Genomic DNA, 19,258 nt, shown 5'->3' with positions numbered 1-19,258 from the left:
ACGTTCACCGCGCCAGCGAGAAGCCGTCCCACGCCAGCCTGCGGTGCTGGTGCGGATCGATCTCGACGCGACTCTTGCGGTCGATCACCATGACAGCACGGCGGGTGTGCGTGTAAGCCGGCCAGTCCTCGCCGGGCGTACCGGTCTGGCTGAACGAGCGCCAGCGCCGGATCACCTCGTCGCTGACCCGCAACGCGTGTCTGCGGTCGGCGGCGGCGGCCAGAAGCGCGCCGAACCTGGTTCGATAGATGTCGAAGACGGCGAACAACTCGGTCGCATGCGTGGCCCCGAACCCGGACCAGCGCAATGTCCGTGGCGCGTAGTCATAGCGATAGAGGTACGTGGGAGCGTGCGCTCCTTGGGCTTCGGCGATCTGCCAGGCCGCGGCGTTGAATGCGAAATCACCGCCCAGCTGTATGCAGGCAGCGGACTCCGGATAGTTCGGGTAGGCCGCGGTGATGCGTTCACGGGTAGCCGGTTCGGTGTCGGCGAGCAACTCGTCGATCATCGCCTTGTTGGTCGGCAGCATTTTGAGGAACCGGGTGAACAGGCGGCCCTCGTCGGCGTTGGTGCCGACGATGAGCGGCACTTTGTGTGATTGCCCGGCGCGCATGGCCTCGACGGGGTCCAGCGGCAGGCAGTCATCACCGAAGGTTGGGCCGATTGGGAAGGCGCCCAAGCGTTTCTGCATGCCCTGATCGATCAGCCGGTGCTGGGTTTGCACCAGTTGAGCCGCGGTTGCCCGCATCAGCGCGCTGGCGGCGTCGTGCTTGCGCGCACCGAGCAGTCGGGCAAAGCGTGTCGCGAATTCGGCCGCGATTTCCCGCGGACGCACCATACCGGCGGCCGGACTCTCCGAGATCGCGCGGGCGAAAAGACCTTTGGCCGCCGGAACCGCCAGCAGCGTGGCGGTGATATGCGCGCCCGCGCTTTCCCCGAAGATGGTGACGTTGTCCGGATCACCACCGAACTCCGCGATGTTGTCCTGGATCCACTGCAATGCCATCACCAGGTCGCGCAGGTACAGGTTGCCGTCGATGGCGATGTCCGGTGTCGACAGCGAAGACAGATCCAGACACCCGAGCGCGCCCAGTCGATAGTTGACCGAAACATAGACGCAGCCTCGCCTCGCCAGTGCCGCGCCGTCATATATCGGAGTCGCCGAGCTGCCCAGGATGTAGCCCCCACCGTGGATGAAGACCATGACCGGCAGCGGTCGATGCGTGGGGGCTTCGGGTGCGACGACGTTGAGGGTCAGGCAGTCTTCGCTCATCGGCTGGTATTTGCCCAGGCCGAGCATGGTGTAGCGGCGCTGCTGAGGCGAGCAGTGAGTGAACCCATGACAGTGGCGGACACCCGACCAGGGCTGCGGGGGCCGCGGCGCGCGGAACCGGAGCGGGCCGATCGGAGCCCGCGCGTAGGGGATGGACCGCCAGCGGTGCACGCCGTCGCGAGTGAAGCCTTCAACGACGCCGGTGGCCGTGCGGGCGCGGACGGTGCGCTCATGCATAACCCGACGTTAGCGGACCCGAAACGCACACGGCGTGCGTACCACTTGAAATCCCCTCAGGGCGGCTAGCCTGACGGGATGCGAATCGCCGCGCTAGTCGCAGTACCGTTGCTGGTTGCCGGGTGCGCACATGACGTCGACAGCGACTCGGGTCGTTCGCAGACCAGCACCCCGGCGACGCCGAGCAGTAGCGTTTCTTCCTCGACAAGCAAACTTCCCACAGCGTCGAAGGTGCCGTCGGCCGGGGCGCCGATCTCCAAGGTCATTGCCTGGATAGAGGCTGGTCACGCCGCTGATCCGGCGCGCTATCACAGTGTGACGCGAGAGGATGTCACCACCGAGCTCGGCGACGATATCGCATTCAGCGCCCAAGGCGGCAAAGTGTCCTGCCTGACCGACACCAAGCACACCGGTGACGCGATGGCCTGCCTGGTCAGCCTGACCAACCCGTCTCCCCCACCCCCCACCGCCTACGGCGAATGGAAGGGCGGCTGGGTCGATTTTGACGGCACCAACTTGCGGGTCGGGGCCTCCCGAGGCGACCCGGGACCGTTCACCAACGGCAACGGGCCCGAGTTGGCCAACGGCGACTCGCTGTCGTTCGGCGACTACCGTTGCCGAGCCGATCAGGCCGGCGTTTTTTGCGTCAACTACGCCCATCAGTCCGCCATTGGGCTCAGCAGCGCCGGCGTCGAGCCGTTCGGCTGCCTGCGGTCGGTACCGCCGCCCGACGGCGTGGGCGCCGCGTTCCGCTGCTGAGGCGTGCCCGTCGGCTGCTATGCCTCGGTGATATCCAGTGCAATGGGAAGGCAGCCCCCCTTTGGCGGGCCACGCGGTGGGGCCGATGACTTGCCCGACTGTGGCGGGTTTGTAGAGATGTCAACAGATTTCACCTCGCGGTCTGGCCCGCATCGGCCAGCTACGGTTGACGTCGTCAGCTACTTTGCGCAGTCCGGGTGCCGGGGCGTGATTATCGAGGATGCTTCACCGGCGGCGGGCAGGCAGCCGCTCAGGTACTCGACTTCGGCTGCCGCCGGTGGATGAACTACTGACGCACCCGCCATGGCCATGACACCATCACGCCCGTCATGGGCGTTACATTCCACAAGCTGGCGCCGTTGGTCGGCACCCGCACCCGGGGCAGGCTGGTGGGCATCCTCGGATTTCCGCTGCTAAGGATGGCGGTTCGCTCACCGCTGCCAATCTCGCCTTGCGCAACACGTCCGGCGCCGCTGACCTGGAAGCAAAGTGTTGCGCCAGACATCGAAATCTGGAAGCATCCGGCGGCGGTGCGGCAGGGGCATGATCCGCAGTTGGAGCGCGCCGCAACCGTTGCCATGGAAGCCCTCACCAAGAACCCAGCGCCCGCGCGTGCAGAGCCCGTCTATCCCAACTACGCGAAGTAGATCATGATCGAATACGACTCGCACAAATGGCTGGACCACTTTTTTGACATCCGCGGCTCGCTGGTCCGGGAGATCAGCGGTCGCGTCTCCCTATGCGTCGCGTGGTCGGCGGCGGTTGTCGCCTTTCACAACTATGTCGCGCCGGTCGGCATGCCGTTCCAGCTGCACACCCTGATGGGCCTCGCTCTCGGTCTCCTTCTGGTTTTCCGCACCAACTCCAGCTACGACCGTTTCTGGGAGGGGTGCAAGCTATGGGGAGGCATCGTGAATGAAACACGCAACCTCGTCCGGAGCGCCAGCGTATACATCACCGGAGATCCCGCGCTGGTGGCCCGACTTACCCGATGGACAGCCGTCTTTCCCTGGGCGGCCATGCACAGCCTGCGCGGTACCAAAGGCCTCGGGCCACAAATCGCCGAACTTCCGCCCGCCGAGGCGCAGGAGGTGATCGACGCCCAGCATCCGCCTCTCGCTGTCGCCGGCAACATGTCCGATTGCCTCCGGGAGGCGCGCGAGCGCGGCCTGATCTCCGACATCATGCTCACCTCGATGGACCAGAACATTCAGCTCCTGGTCGACTACCTCGGCGGCTGCGAACGAATTCGCAAGACGCCGATGCCCTTCGCCTACGCCGTGCACCTGCGCCGGGCGCTTGTACTCTATTGCTTCACCCTCCCCTTCGCCATGGTCGAGACCTTCGGCTGGACGACCATTGTCGACGTCCTCATCATCGCCTACACATTCTTCGGCATCGAGGAAATCGCCGTCGAGATCGAAAGCCCCTTCGCGAATGACGCGAACGACCTCCCGCTCGAGGACATCTGCGAAACCATCCACAAGAACGTCTACGCCCAGGCGGGCATCTAGCAGCTCGCGTGCCCGAGGGGCTTCAACGCATGGCCCGCCGGGCCCGCTGGCAGGTCAACAACGAGCGCATCCGCCAGCTCGGGCGCGAGGAGGGGCTACGGGTTAGCGCCCGGGTGATTGTGGCTACTAACTCGCCGACTAGGCCAAATCACCGGGATCGCTCTGCGTAACCGATGAATCGCCTTCGGCCGCCAGCTCGAGCACTTGGATCTCCCCGGTGGTGCCGTCGACCTCGATGAGCGCGCCCGGCGGCAAGAACCGGGTGGCGCCCTGGGCGTCCACCACACAGGGGAACCCGAACTCGCGGGCCACCACAGCCGCATGCGACATGGGGCCACCCAGTTCGGTGACGACGGCCGCCGCGTAGCAGAAGGCAGCCGTGTAGCCGACGTCGGTGACCTCGGCGACCAGAATTTCGCCCGGCTCTAGTTCATCGATGGTCTCCGGACGCACGATCCGCACCCGGCCACGCACCCGCCCGCCGCAGACGCCGACTCCGCGCAAGGTGCCCTCGGCCGTTAGCGCCGCCGCTGAGGCGGTCGACGGCTCCCACTTCCCACTGAACACCGTGGGTGGGACGACGGCGGTCAGCCTGCGTTGTTCTGCGCGGCGCCGGGCCACCAACTCGGCCACGTCCGCGGGCAGTGCGTCGAGTTCGTCGACCAAGAGGTAGAAGACATCGTCGGAGGCGTGCAGCACGCCGGCTTCGGCCAGCCGGCGCCCATGCTCGCGCAGCAGGGCGCGCAGCACCCAGATCGCGCGAACCATCTTGTCTCGGCGCGCTTCCCGGTCACGCAGTTGGCGTGCGGCCAGCACCGCGATCGGCTTGGCCTGCAATGGTATCGACGGCTGCGGCGGTTGCGGCACCGAGGAGGTGCTCAATGTCTTGGCCACCATGCCGACCAACAATTCCGGGTTGTCGGCGTAGCTGGTCGACATCATCTCGACTTCCGCCGGCCCACGGTGCCCAATCAGCGAAAGCTCTTGGCGCACTGCATCGTAGAAGTGCGGCGCCGCCACCGCCAGCTTGCCGAGGCGGTCCCCGGGTTCGGACAGCAGCCGAATCACGGCTTCGTCGTGGCGCGCCGCGTCCACCAGGCGCTGTACCGCTTCCACCGAACGGGCGCTGACCAGTTCGGGCCCCGCGGCCGGGGCGGTGTCGCGGCCGCTCACGGCGCGCAACAGCACGTTGAATGCGGCACAGAGCATGAAGGAACCCGAAGCCAGCACCCAGCCGTGCACCACGTGGTCGCGGGCCAGCAGAATCAGGCTCAGCAGGCGCCGATCGTCAAGCGTGGTGACATCGCCCCCGGAAAGCTGCTCCAGGCGGTCGACATCGGCGATGAAATCGTTGGTGTCCAAGGCCGAACCGGCGCTCAGGCCGACCAGGTTGACGCCGAATACGCCGATATTGCGGACGGTGCGCAGTTGCCGGCGCACGAAGCTGGATTCTGCCGGTGGGCGTTCCTCGCCGAAAATGGGCAGCGAGCCCATGCTCGGGCCGAAGAACCCGCTGTTGCTGACGATCATCGCCGGCTTGGCGAATGGCACTGTCTCGGCCATGAAGTGCGCCGATGTGATGGCCCCGTAAAGCCGATGGGCGAACACCGCGACGGTGCGCATTGCGATCTCGCGCTGAATCACTCCACCTGGCCGCAACCGTTCGGCAATACCGACGCCGCCCGCACGCAGGCCACGCACGGTGACCGATGCCGATGAAGGCGAGAACGGACCGGGCAACGCTTCGGACAGATTGGTGGCCAGAAACGTCGGGAAACGCGGATCGATAGGTGTGTCGAACTCCCCGTTGACACCTTCCGGGCCTGCCAGCCGGGGAACCACACCGTCTTGCGCGGGAGCGTCAATGGCGGGCAGGTCCTGGATGTTGGCGAGTCGCCAGGGCAGCGATACCACCCGTCTGCCCAACGAGACTCGGCCACGCACGGCCAGCGCGAAGTCCTCGACGGACTCCTCGGCGGTGAAGGCCGGCTGGAACTTCCATTCATCGTGCAACCGCGCGGTGTCCATCACGGGAACGCCTTGCACCAATTGGAATTCGGCGACCGACCCAATACGGCGAAGCGCCGCGCCGACCGGCAGGATGGGGCGTCGCAGTGCCGTGGCGATCTCGCGCAACGTGGGTAGCCCCGGGGCGGCGAGATTGACCGGACCGGTGCCCGCACCGACGCCCGATACCGCGCGCGTCAGCAGCCGAAGTACGTCGTCGAGGTGCACCACCTGCAGTACGTCATCTGCCGAACCGTCGGGGAACGCCGGCAGAGCAAACAACCGGCGCACCCAGTTGTCGATGTTGCGCCCGACGATGAGCGCCGAACGCACGGCAACCCATTGCGCGCCGGACTCCTGCAGCATCTGCTCGACGCCCGCCTTGTGCCGCCCCTCGGCCGAAGCTGGCGCCACCGCACCGTGTTCGGTGGCCGGCATCGGCAGACCCGGCCGGTAGACGTGGGGGGAGCTGGGGAACACGATGCGGCCGGTACCGCAGGCTGCCATCGCATCCAAGACGTTGCGGGTTCCGTCGATGTTGATCTGCTGGCTGATCCGGCCGTCCGGACCCGGGTTCCGGGCCCATGCGCAGTGGGCGACCACGTCCGCGCCCGTGATTGCGCGCCGGACCGTGGCCGCGTCGCGGATATCGCCGGCAACGAAGTCGGCCTGACTCGGCCAGCTGTCGGGCCGCCGGCGCGACATCCCGACGACTTCGTGGCCCTGGCTGAGCAATCGGGAAGCCAGGCCACGGCCCAGCACCCCACCGGCCCCGGTGACCGCGACCCTCACTGAGTTTCCTCGCTAGTGAGCACCGCTCCTCCTCATTGCTTTACTCTGCACCCCTGCGGGTGCGGCTCATGTCTACTCGTCGTCGTTCATGAACGCCGCGTTGACCAGGGCGTCGAGGTCCATGTCCGCTAGATCTTCCTCGCTGGTCTCCGCGGTCACCGCGGCCTGCCCATTGCCGCCGGTCTCATTTGCCAACGCGAGCAACAGTTCCAGCACCCCGGCTTGGCGCAGGCGCTTGACCGGAATCGAGGCGACCACCCGCTGCAGTTCGGCTTCCCCGGGTGCCTCGGCCGTGGTGTCGCTTTGCGGCGACGCGCCGACCAGTTCCCGGTGCATGTAACCGGCCAACGCGGCGGAGTTGGGGTAGTCGAAGATGAGCGTGGGCGAAAGCGCCAGCCCCGTCGCCGACTTGAGTCGGTTGCGCATCTCGACCGCGGTCAGCGAATCGAAGCCAAGTTCCTGGAAGGCACGGTCCGGGTCGATCGCGTCCGGGCTGGAGTTGCCCAGCACTGTCGCGATGTGGGAGCGCACCAAGTTCAGCAAGATGGCGTGGTGCTCATCTTCGGGCAGTCCTTCGAGGCGTTGCAGCAGAGCCGATTTCGACTTCGCCGCGGCCAGGGAATCATCGACCTGACGTCGAGTGGGCGCGTTGATCAGATCAACGAACATCGGCGGCAGGGTCCCGCCGTCGAACTTCACCCGCAATGCGGCAAAGTCGATGTGGGCGGGCAACATGAATGGTTCGCCGAGGACCATTGCGGTGTCGAGCAATCCGAGGGCTTCATCGGAGGACATGGCCACGATGCCGTCTCGGGCGAACCGCTTGAAGTCGACCGCTGCCAATCCGCCGGTCATGTTGCTGGCCTGATCCCACAGGCCCCACCCCAGCGAAATCGCCGGCAGGCCGTGCGCTTGCCGGTGTACGGCCAGCCCATCCAGGAACGAGTTGGCGGCCGCATAGTTGCCCTGGCCCGACGAACCCACCAGGCCGGCCATCGACGAAAACATCACAAACGCGGACAAATCCATGTCGCGGGTGAGCTCATGCAGGTTCCACGCCGCATCCACCTTTGCCCGCAGCACCGTTTCCATGCGCTCGGGCGTCAGCGAGGTGACCACCGCGTCATCCAGCGCCCCAGCGGTGTGAATCACGGCGGACAGCGGGTGCTGCACCGGAATATCGGCAATCAGCTTGGCCAGCGCCGCCCGGTCGGCGGCGTCACAGGCGACCACCTGGACTTGGGCGCCAAAGGCGCTCAACTCCTCGGCCAGCTCTGCGGCCCCCGGAGCGTCCGGACCACGCCGACTGACCAGGACCAACTGACGCACCCCGTGGTGAGCCACCACATGGCGGGCCAGCGCCGAGCCGGCCATCCCGGTGCCACCGGTGATGAGTACCGTGCCTGCCGCCCACGCGTCGGGCATGGTCAACACGACCTTGCCGACATGGCGGGCCTGGCTCAGGTAGCGCAAGGCCGCCGGCGCGCGCCGCACGTCAAATGTCGTCACCGGAAGAGGCCGCAGCACATCCTCGCTGAACAGCGCGGCGAGCTCGGCGAGGATCTGCGCGATGTGATCCGGCCCCGCCTCGAAGAGGTCGAAGGCCCGGTATCGCACACCGGTGTGCTGCTGGGCGACCACCGCGGCCTCGCGGATGTCGGTCTTGCCCATCTCCAAGAAGACACCGCCGGGGGCAACCAGCCGTAGCGACGCGTCGACGAATTCGCCCGCCAACGAGTCGAGCACCACGTCCATGCCGCGCCCGCCGGTGGCCGCCCGGAACTTGTCCTCGAATTCCAGGCTGCGTGAGTCACCGATGTGGTCCTCGTCAAAGCCCATGGCCCGCAACGTGTCCCACTTGCCCTTGCTGGCCGTGGCGAATACCTCGAGACCCCAGTGCCGGGCCAGCTGCACGGCCGCCATGCCGACGCCACCGGTGGCCGCGTGCACCAGGATCCGCTGTCCGGGCTGCACCGAGGCCAAGTCCCGCAGCGCGTAGAAGGCGGTGGCGAACACGACCGAGGTGGTGGCGGCCGCGGTGTCAGACCAACCCGCGGGGATCTTGACCAGCAGTCGGTGGTCGGTAATGGCGATTGTCCCGGTGCCCTCCGGGAACAGACCCACGACCCGGTCGCCCACCGCGAAACGCCCGTCTGGCGAGGCGGTTTCGACGACGACGCCGGCGCCTTCCACGCCCATCGCCGCGTCCGGGTCGGGGTAGAGACCCAGCGCGATCATGACGTCGCGGAAGTTTGCGGCCATCGCCGACAAGGCGACCCGAACGTGCCCCGGTTGCAGCGCGGCATCAGCATCGGGAATCGGTTCCAGGCGCAAGTTTTCGAACGTGCCCGCGGTGCTCATACCCAAGCGCCACGGGCCATCACCCGGTGGCACCAGCAGGCCGGCAACCGCGCGGCTGCCGTGTACCCGCGCGGTGTACACCTCGCCGTTGCGCCACAGCACCTGCGGCTCGCCGGCGGCCAACACCGCCGCTACAGCATGTTCGTCAAGTTGCGCATCGGTGTCGACCAACACGATTCGACCGGGGTGCTCGGTCTGTGCCGAGCGCACCAATCCCCATACCGCCGAGCCTGCCAGATCGGTGACATCCTCGTCCGGCAGCGCCATCGCGCCGCGCGTGGTGATGACCAATTTCCCTGCCCCATCACGGGACAGCCAGGATCGCAGCACCTCGAGCACGGCGGCGGTGGCCGCATACACACCCGCCACCACCTCACCGGCCTGAGGCACGGACTCGAACACCACCGAGGCCCCGGGGTCGTCATCGCCTTCGGACTCCACTGCGCCCCAGATACGTACCGGCACAGGCTGCAATTCGGCCGAGGGCTGCGCCGTCCAATCCACCCCGAACAGGCGATCGGGTCCGGCCCCTGATACCGCAGCCCGCAGCTGCTGATCGGTCACTGGCCTTGCCAGCATCGACGCAACCGAGAGCACCGGTAGTCCTAGCCCATCGGACAATTCGATCGAGACCGCGGATGGCCCCGCGGGCGCGATGCGCGCCCGAACCGCCGAGGCTCCCGCGGCATGCAGCGTCACGCCCTGCCAGGCGAACGGAACCAGGACCGAACCCTTGGGGACCCCGAAATCGTCGGCGCCATCGGAAGCCAGTATCACGGCGTGCAACGCGGCGTCCAGCATCACCGGATGAATACCGAAGCCGGACACCGATACCCCGGCGTCGGCGGGCAAGGCAACTTCGGCGAACACTTCGTCGCCGCGACGCCACATCGCATTCAGGCCACGGAACGCCGGGCCGTAGCCGTACCCGCGTTCGGCCAACTGCTGGTATCCGTCGGCGTTTTCCACCTCGACGGCGCCGACCGGCGGCCACGTCGACAGATCGGTGGCCGGCTCCGGCGAACCAGAACCCAGCGAGCCCTCGGCGTGCAGTACCCAGTCCGAGCCGGCGTCGCCACGCGAGTACACCGACACCGCGCGGGCACCGGAGTCATCGGGGCTACCGACTACCACCTGTACCGCGACCGAGCCCCCGGACGGCAGTACCAGCGGTGCGGCCAGCGTCAGTTCGTCGACCACTCGACAGCCCACCTCGTCGCCGGCGCGAATGGCCAGCTCGACGAAGCCGGCACCCGGGAAGATCACCACACCGCCGACGGCGTGGTCGGCCAGCCAGCCCTGCGCCGCAAGCGACAAGCGGCCGGTGAGCACCACTCCGCCCGATGCGGGGAGCTCCACCACCGCGCCCAGCAGTGCGTGTTCGCCGGCCTGCAGCCCCAAACCGGCCGCGTCGGCGGCAACTGCATCCCCCGAGAGCCAGAACCGTCGCCGCTCGAAGGCATAGGTCGGCAACTCCACAAAGTGGGACTGCCCCACCACGGCTCGCCAGTCCACGGCGGTGCCGGCGACAAATACCCCTGCCACGGCGCTCACCAGGCTCACCGGCTCCGGTCGATCCTTGCGCAGCGCGGAGGCCGTGGCCACCGGGTTGGTCACCGCAGCATCGGAGAGCACCTCTTCGATCGATGCGGTAAGACCGCTGCTGGGGCCCACTTCCAAGAATCGGGCGGCACCGGCTGACTGCGCGAAGCGGATGCTGTCGGCGAATCGCACCGCATCCCGGACGTGACGCTTCCAGTAGGCCGCCGAGCCGAAGTCCTCTCCGGCCAGCTGCCCGGTCTGGTTGGAAATGATCCCGATGGTGGGCGCATTGACCGTGAGTTCACCGGCCACCGTTGCGAATTCGTCGATCATCGGATCCATCAGCGGCGAGTGGAAGGCATGCGAAACGGCTAGCCGGTGCACCCTGCGACCGTCGGCTCGAAGCTGCTCGGCCACGGCGCTCACCGCGTCCTGGGCGCCCGAAATCACCACCGACGCCGGTCCGTTGATGGCCGCGATGCTGACCTGGGCACCGAGTAGGGGCAGCACTTCCTGTTCGGTTGCCTGCACGGCAATCATCGCGCCACCGTCGGGCAGCGCCTGCATGAGCCGGCCGCGCGCGGCTACCAGCACCGCCGCATTCTCCAGCGACAAGACACCGGCGACGTGGGCGGCCGACAATTCACCGACCGAGTGCCCCATCACGAAATCGGGTCGCACACCCCAGGACTCCAGCAGCCGGTACAACGCGACTTCCACGGCGAACAGCGCCGGCTGGGCGAACTCCGTTGTGTTGAGAAGATTTTCGTCGTGGCCCCAGATGACCTCACGCAGTGGACGCAACAGATGGCGGTCCAGCTCACCGACAACGGTGTTGAACGCCTCGGCGAAGACCGGGTATCCGGCGTGCAGTCCCATGCCCATTCCCAGCAGCTGGGAGCCTTGGCCGGGGAAGACGAACACCGTCTTACCCGCGGCACCAGCCACACCCCGAATCACCGAAGCCCCACCGAACTCGTCACCGGCCAACTCATCCAGCCCGGCCAGCAACCCATCCCGATCAGCCCCCAGCACCACCGCACGATGCTCAAAGGTCGACCGACCCGCCAACGACCACCCCACATCAGCAACATCAAGCTCATCGTGAGACCGCACATGCGCCGCCAACCGCGCCGCCTGCGCCCCCAACGCCGAACCCGACTTCGCCGACACCACCCACGGCACCACCGGCACCGCACCACCAGAGGACCCACCAACCTCAACCCGAGGAGCAGCCTCCACAATCACATGCGCATTAGTGCCACTGATCCCAAACGACGACACCCCCGCACGCCGAACCCGATCCCCCGCCGACTCAGCCGGCCACGGCTGCGCCTCGGTCAACAATTCCACCGCACCCGCCGACCAATCCACATGCGGAGACGGCACATCCACATGCAACGTCGCAGGCAACACCTCATGGCGCATCGCCTGCACCATCTTGATCACACCCGCAACCCCCGCCGCGGCCTGAGTATGACCCATATTCGATTTGATCGACCCCAACCACAACGCTTTTCCAGCCGCCCCAGCCGACCCACGATCCTGCCCATAGGTCGCCAACAACGCCTGCGCCTCAATCGGATCACCCAACGTGGTCCCAGTCCCATGACCCTCGACCACATCAACCTCAGCCGCACTCAACCCCGCATTGGCCAACGCCGCACGCACCACCCGCTGCTGCGACGGACCATTGGGAGCCGTCAACCCATTGGAGGCCCCATCCTGATTCACCGCCGAACCACGCACCAACGCCAACACCGGATGCCCCAACCGCTGCGCATCCGAAAGCCGCTCCACCACCAACATGCCGCCGCCCTCGGAGAACCCGGTGCCGTCGGCTGCGCCCGCGAAGGCTTTGCAGCGTCCATCCGCTGACAATCCACGCCAACGACTGAATTCAACGAAGATGTCTGGGGTGGCATTGATGGTGACGCCGCCGGCCAGCGCCAGATCACACTCACCGGACCGCAGCGACTGCACCGCCATATGCAACGCCACCAACGACGACGAACACGCCGTATCCACCGACACCGCCGGGCCCTCCAACCCCAGCACATAAGCCACCCGACCCGAAGCCACGCTGGAGAGCTGCCCGGTAAGACGGAAGCCTTCGACGGGTTCGGCAGCGAACATGCCGTAGCCCTGCGTCATCACCCCGGCGAACACACCGGTGGCGCTGCCACGTAAACCGCCCGGCTCAATCCCGGCGCGCTCCAAGGCTTCCCAAGACAGCTCCAGGAACATCCGCTGTTGCGGGTCCATCGCCAGCGCCTCACTGGGCCCAACACCGAAGAAGGCGGGTTCGAAATCACCGACTCGGTCTACGAAACCGCCGGTGCGGGTGTAGCAAGCGCCGGGCACGTCAGGATCCGGGTTGAACAGGCCGGCCAGATCCCAGCCTCGGTCGGCCGGGAAGTCAGACAGCACGTCGCGACGGGCCATCAGCATGTCCCACAGGTCGTCCGGCGACTCGATGCCACCGGGGTAGCGGCATGACATGCCGACGATCGCGATCGGATCGTCACCGGTGACGCGTACGGCCGGGGTGTGCTTGACCTCTTGCGGGGCACCAGCGAGTTCGGCACGAATGTAGTTGGCCAAACCGTTGGGGGTTGGGTAGTCGAAGATCAACGTTGGCGAAAGCGAAAGTCCGGTAACCGTTTTGATCCGGTTACGCATTTCGACGGCGGTCAGCGAGTCAAAGCCCAGCTCCTGGAACGCCTTGTCCGGGTCGATGGCCTCGGGCGTGATGGTGCCCAGCACGGTGGCGATGTGCGACCGCACCAAGTCCAGCATCACGGCGTGCTGCTCGGGCTCCGGCAGTCCGTGCAGGCGATGTGCCAGAGCGGATTTCGATTTCGCCGCGGCCAATGCGTCGTCGACCTGACGCCGGGTCGGAGCGCTGACCAGATCACTGAACATCGGCGGTACCGCCACCGCGTGAGCGCGCAGTGCGGCCAGATCTATCCGGGCCGGAGCCAGGAACGCCTGGTTGACGATGAGGGCGGTGTCGAACAGTTCCATTGCCTCATCGGAGGACAGCGCCAAGACACCCTCACGACCCAGCCGGGCCCGGTCGGCGGCATCCATTCCACCGGTCATGTCGCTGGCCTGAACCCACAGGCCCCAGCCCAGCGAAATGGCCGGCAAGCCGTGCGCCCGTCGGTGTGCGGCCAGGCCGTCGACGAACGTGTTGGCCGCCGCATAGTTGGCCTGGCCCGAGGATCCGACCACGCCGGCCATTGACGAAAACATCACGAACGCAGAAAGATCCAGATCACGAGTCAACTCGTGCAGGTTCCACGCGGCATCGACTTTGGCCCGCAGCACCGTGTCGACACGTTCGGGGGTCAGCGAGGAAATCACCGCGTCATCAAGCACACCACCGGCGTGGACCACGGCGGACAGCGGCCGCTGCGCGGGAATTTCGGCGATCACCTTGGCCAGCGCCGGACGGTCGGCCGCGTCACAAGCCACCACCTCGACCTGTGCTCCGGCAGCGCTCAACTCGGCTACCAGCTCGGTAGCCCCCGGTGCGGCGGGGCCCCGCCGGCTGATGAGCACCAGATGGGCCACGCCGTGGTGGGCCACCAGGTGCCGCGCGAGCGCCGAACCCGCCATGCCGGTTCCACCGGTGATCAATACCGTTCCGCCACCCAGCGCACCACCTTCGTCGGCAGGCATGGTCATCACGACCTTGCCGACATGGCGGGCCTGGCTCAGGTAGCGCAACGCCGCCGGCGCGCGCCGCACGTCGAAGGCCGTGACCGGCAGTGGCCGCAGCACGCCGGCGTCAAACAGCCCGGCCAGGTCGAGCATGTACTGGTGCATGCGCGGGCGACCGGGTTCGAACAGGTCGAATGCGCGATAGCGCACACCCGGATATTCCTGGGCGATGACGCCGGGGTCGCGGATGTCGGTCTTGCCCATCTCCAGGAACACCCCGCCAGGGCCCAGCAGGCGCAGCGAAGCATCCACGAATTCGCCGGCCAGCGAGTCCAGCACCACATCGACGCCACGGCCACCGGTGACCTCGCGGAATTTCTCCTCGAATTCCAGGCTGCGCGAATCCGAGATGTGGTCTTCGTCAAAGCCCATGGCCCGCAAGATATCCCATTTGCCCTTGCTGGCGGTGGCGTACACCTCCAGACCCAGGTGTCGGGCCAACTGCACGGCCGCCATGCCCACCCCGCCGGTGGCGGCGTGGACCAGTACCCGTTGGCCTCGCTGGACATTGGCCAGGTGCACGAACGCGTAGTAAGCGGTGGTGAAAACGGCTGAGATTGCGGCCGCTTCGGCGTAGGACCAGTCGGCGGGCTTGGGCAGCAACAGCCTGACGTCGCCGGCCACCAACGTGCCGCTGCCGTCCGGGAAGAATCCGTATACCGCATCGCCGACCGCGAATTCGGTTACCTCCGGGCCGATTTCGACGACAACGCCGGCACCTTCGCCGCCGATCAAGGCGTCGTGGGTGAACATGCCCAGCGTGATCATGATGTCGCGGAAGTTGGCGGCGATGGCGCGCATGGCCACCCGCACCTGGCCCGGGCCCAGCGGCGCGCCGGCGTTGGGAACCGGCTCCAGCTGCAGATTCTCGAAGGTGCCCGCGCTGCTCAGCCCCAACCGCCACGGCCCGTCGACAGGCGGCACCAGGATGCCGTCTGCGGCGCGGCTGGCGTGCACCCGCGCCGTGTAGGGCTGCCCGTTGCGCAGCACTACTTGTGGCTCACCGACCGCCAGGGCCGTCGCTACCGCCGCAGCGTCGACCGCAGCGTCGGAATCAACCAGGACCAGCCGGCCTGGGTTCTCGGTCTGCGCCGAGCGCACCAATCCCCATACCGCCGCGCCGGCCAGATCGGTGACGTCCTCGCCGGCCAGCGCCATGGCGCCCCGGGTGGCCACCACCAGCACGCCCGAATCATGTTCGGTCAGCCACGACTGCACAGCCGCCAGCGCCTGATGGGTGCGCTGATAGGTCCCGCTGAGCGGATCGCCGTCAGCCGCAACGGATTCAAAGAGTTCATAGGCGGGTGCCGCATCGGTGGCGGCAACCGTCGTCGGCGTCCAGACCACCTCGAACAGCCGGTCTGGACCGGATGCGGACACCACGGCGCGCATCTGCTGCTCGCTTATCGGGCGGGCCACCATCGCCTTGACCGAAAGCACCGGCAGACCAAGGTCGTCGGCGAGTTCCACCGAGACCGACGAGGGGCCAACCGGCGCGATCCGTACCCGCACCGACGCGGCCCCCGCCGCGTGCAGAGACACGCCCTGCCAGGAGAACGGCAACACCAGGTCCGCGTCGGGATTGGCGATCACCGCGGTGTGCAGCGCGGCATCCAGCAGCGCCGGGTGCACGCCGAAACCGCTGGTAGATCCGGCCGCCTCGGGCAACCGGGCTTCGGCGAACAGCTCCTCGCCACGCGCCCACATCGCAGTCAGTCCACGGAACGCGGGCCCATACCCGTACCCACGTGCATCCAGCCGCTCGTACCCGTCAGCCACGTCGACCGCGATGGCTCCAGCGGGAGGCCAGGCCGACAGGTCGGCCGCGGGCTGGGCGGAGTCGGCGCCCAGGGTTCCCTCGGCGTGGCAGACCCACACCGAGCCGGCGTCGGTGTCGGTGCGGGAGTAGATCGACACGCTGCGCTCCGCCGAATCGGCGGCGGCGCCGACGACCACCTGTACCGCAACCGAACCCGATGCCGGGAGTACCAGCGGCGTGCGCAGTGTGAGTTCGTTGACCACCGAGCAGCCGACTTCGTCGCCGGCCCGGATTGCCAGCTCGACAAACCCGGTGCCGGGAAACACCACTACCCCCGACACCGCGTGATCGGCCAGCCAGCCGTGCGCGCCGAGCGCCAAGCGGCCGGTCAACACGACACCGCCCGATTCCGGAAGCTCCACGACAGCGCCCAGCAGCGCATGCCCGCCGGCGCTCAACCCCAGTCCGGATGCGTCGACGCTGACGCCCTCTCCGGAGAGCCAAAAGCGCCGCTTCTCAAAGGCATACGTGGGAAGCTCGACCAGGCCGGCACCGTCGAGCGGGCCGCGCCAGTCCACATTCACGCCGGCAACGAAGGCCGCGGCGGCCGACGCCAGGAATCGCTGCAGCCCACCGTCTTCCCGACCCAAGGTGGGCACGACGATGGGGTCGGCACCGGAATCGGCCGCGCAGTTGCGATAGGTGTCCTCGATACCGGCGATCAGCGCGGGGTGCGGGCTGGATTCGATGAAGGTGCGGTATCCGTGGCCACACGCGCTGCGCACGGCCTGGTCGAACTGCACCGTCTGCCGGATGTTGCGGTACCAGTACTCGGCATCCAACTCTGCTGTGTCCAAACGACTTCCGGTCACCGACGAGAAGAACGCGGTCCGCGACGAAAGCGGCTCGATCCCAGCCAGAACTTCGGTCAGCTGGCCTTCGATCGCCTCCACCTCGACCGAGTGCGACGCATAGTCCACATCGATGCGACGGGTACGCAGCTCCCGGTCCGCGCACTGCGCGATCAGCTCCTCGAGCGCTGCCACCTCGCCGGAGACCACTACGGCAGAAGGGCCGTTGATGGCGGCGATGCTGACCCGATCGCCAAAGGGCTCCAACAACTCCCGCGCCTGTTGCTCGCCACAGGCCACCGACACCATGCCGCCCGGTCCGGCCAGTCCGACAAGCAGCTTGCTGCGCAGGGTGACCACCTTGGCGGCATCGCGCAACGACAGCGCACCGGCCACATATGCGGCAGCGATCTCGCCCTGAGAGTGCCCGATGACGGCATCCGGGCGCACCCCGACCGACTTCCACAGTTCGGCCAGCGACACCATCACCGCAAACAGCACCGGCTGCACGACGTCGACCCGGTCAAGCCCGGGTGCCCCCGCAGCGCCGCGGAGCACGTCGAGCAGCGACCAGTCGACGAATTCCGCGAAGGCCTGACCGCATGACTCGATGTGGCGCGCGAATACCGGTGCGGTGTCGAGCAATTCGATACCCATGCCGATCCACTGGGAGCCTTGGCCGGGGAACACGAACACCGTCTTACCCGCGGCACCAGCCACACCCCGAATCACCGAAGCCCCACCGAACTCGTCACCGGCCAACTCATCCAGCCCGGCCAGCAACCCATCCCGATCAGCCCCCAGCACCACCGCACGATGCTCAAAGGTCGACCGACCCGCCAACGACCACCCCACATCAGCAACATCAAGCTCATCGTGAGACCGCACATGCGCCGCCAACCGCGCCGCCTGCGCCCCCAACGCCGAACCCGACTTCGCCGACACCACCCACGGCACCACCGGCACCGCACCACCAGAGGACCCACCAACCTCAACCCGAGGAGCAGCCTCCACAATCACATGCGCATTAGTGCCACTGATCCCAAACGACGACACCCCCGCACGCCGAACCCGATCCCCCGCCGACTCAGCCGGCCACGGCTGCGCCTCGGTCAACAATTCCACCGCACCCGCCGACCAATCCACATGCGGAGACGGCACATCCACATGCAACGTCGCAGGCAACACCTCATGGCGCATCGCCTGCACCATCTTGATCACACCCGCAACCCCCGCCGCGGCCTGAGTATGACCCATATTCGATTTGATCGACCCCAACCACAACGCTTTTCCAGCCGCCCCAGCCGACCCACGATCCTGCCCATAGGTCGCCAACAACGCCTGCGCCTCAATCGGATCACCCAACGTGGTCCCAGTCCCATGACCCTCGACCACATCAACCTCAGCCGCACTCAACCCCGCATTGGCCAACGCCGCACGCACCACCCGCTGCTGCGACGGACCATTGGGAGCCGTCAACCCATTGGAGGCCCCATCCTGATTCACCGCCGAACCACGCACCAACGCCAACACCGGATGCCCCAACCGCTGCGCATCCGAAAGCCGCTCCACCACCAACATGGCGCCGCCCTCGGACCAGCCGACCCCGTCGGCCGCGCCCGCATAGGCTTTGCTGCGCCCGTCCGGCGCCAGCCCACGATGCCGGCTGAACTCCACGAAGACGGTCGGGGTGGCATTGACGGTGGCACCGCCGGCCAGCGCCAGATCACACTCACCGGACCGCAGCGACTGCACCGCCATATGCAACGCCACCAACGACGACGAACACGCCGTATCCACCGACACCGCCGGGCCTTCCAACCCCAGCACATAAGCCACCCGACCCGAAGCCACGCTGGAGGTCATGCCCGTCAGGCGGTAGCCCTCGATCTCCTCGGCGAACATGCCGTAGCCCTGGACGATCAGTCCGGCGAACACACCGGTGGCGCTGCCGCGCAAGCCGGTCGGATCGATGCCGGAGCGCTCCAGTGCCTCCCAGGACAGCTCCAGCAGCATCCGGTGCTGCGGGTCCATCGCCAGCGCCTCGCTGGGGGCGATACCGAAAAAGCCGGGATCGAAGTCGGCCACGCCGTCGACGAAGCCGCCGGTGCTCGCGTAGGACTTGTGCGGCGTGTCCGGATCCGGGTCGAATAGGTCGGCCAGATCCCACCCGCGGTCGGTGGGAAAGTCCGACATCACGTCGCGGCCCTCGGCCACCATCTGCCACAGGCCTTCGGGGGAATCCACCCCGCCCGGGAAACGGCATGACATTCCCACGATCGCGATCGGCTCACTCGACCGCTCCAGCAGCGCACGATTGGTGCGCTTGAGGCGCTCAACCTGGACCAGCGCTTTGCGCAACGCTTCGGTCGCATGCTGAAGTTGATCAACCATTACTGACCTCGCCTAACCCTCATCTAGCAATTGGTCGTCG

Annotated in this window: 6 protein-coding genes; 3 read left to right on the top strand and 3 right to left on the bottom strand. The window is 67.1% G+C overall.

Annotated elements, in window-relative coordinates; genetic code table 11:
* Nucleotides 1-4: 4 nt before the first annotated feature.
* Nucleotides 5-1,510, bottom strand: coding sequence for a carboxylesterase/lipase family protein (locus SHTP_RS11795; RefSeq protein WP_096370689.1), 1,506 nt, complete (start codon nucleotides 1,508-1,510; stop codon nucleotides 5-7).
* A gap of 78 nt (nucleotides 1,511-1,588) precedes the next feature.
* Between SHTP_RS11795 and SHTP_RS11785 the strand changes: the two genes are divergently transcribed.
* The 3 genes from SHTP_RS11785 (at nucleotide 1,589) to SHTP_RS11775 (ending at nucleotide 3,783) form a co-directional block, all read left to right on the top strand.
* Nucleotides 1,589-2,269, top strand: coding sequence for a hypothetical protein (locus tag SHTP_RS11785; RefSeq protein ID WP_172900541.1), 681 nt, complete (start codon nucleotides 1,589-1,591; stop codon nucleotides 2,267-2,269).
* A gap of 359 nt (nucleotides 2,270-2,628) precedes the next feature.
* Complete coding sequence (locus tag SHTP_RS11780; protein WP_231991766.1) at nucleotides 2,629-2,916, top strand: peptidase; 288 nt, start codon at nucleotides 2,629-2,631, stop codon at nucleotides 2,914-2,916.
* 3 nt (nucleotides 2,917-2,919) lie between these two features.
* On the top strand, nucleotides 2,920-3,783 hold the full coding sequence (locus SHTP_RS11775; protein ID WP_096370685.1) for a bestrophin family protein: 864 nt from the start codon (nucleotides 2,920-2,922) through the stop codon (nucleotides 3,781-3,783).
* 138 nt (nucleotides 3,784-3,921) lie between these two features.
* Here SHTP_RS11775 and SHTP_RS11770 read toward each other — a convergent pair whose 3' ends face one another.
* Both SHTP_RS11770 and SHTP_RS11765 read right to left on the bottom strand, forming a co-directional pair.
* Nucleotides 3,922-6,582, bottom strand: a complete 2,661-nt coding sequence (locus SHTP_RS11770; RefSeq protein ID WP_096370684.1) for a sugar epimerase family protein — start codon at nucleotides 6,580-6,582, stop codon at nucleotides 3,922-3,924.
* Between the two features lie 72 nt (nucleotides 6,583-6,654).
* Entirely contained in the window at nucleotides 6,655-19,218 is a 12,564-nt protein-coding gene (locus SHTP_RS11765; protein WP_096370683.1) for a type I polyketide synthase, read from the bottom strand.
* Nucleotides 19,219-19,258: the final 40 nt, after the last annotated feature.

Source organism: Mycobacterium ulcerans subsp. shinshuense, assembly GCF_002355775.1.
Taxonomy (GTDB): Bacteria; Actinomycetota; Actinomycetes; order Mycobacteriales; family Mycobacteriaceae; genus Mycobacterium; species Mycobacterium marinum.
The sequence above is the reverse complement of the archived record's forward strand: the minus strand, read 5'-3'. Positions and strand labels throughout refer to the sequence as shown.

Coding starts and splice junctions, on each gene's coding strand:
- SHTP_RS11795 (WP_096370689.1), bottom strand. CDS start 1,510: ATGCATGAGCGCACCGTCCGCGCCCGCACGGCCACCGGCGTCGTTGAA.
- SHTP_RS11785 (WP_172900541.1), top strand. CDS start 1,589: ATGCGAATCGCCGCGCTAGTCGCAGTACCGTTGCTGGTTGCCGGGTGC.
- SHTP_RS11775 (WP_096370685.1), top strand. CDS start 2,920: ATGATCGAATACGACTCGCACAAATGGCTGGACCACTTTTTTGACATC.
- SHTP_RS11765 (WP_096370683.1), bottom strand. CDS start 19,218: ATGGTTGATCAACTTCAGCATGCGACCGAAGCGTTGCGCAAAGCGCTG.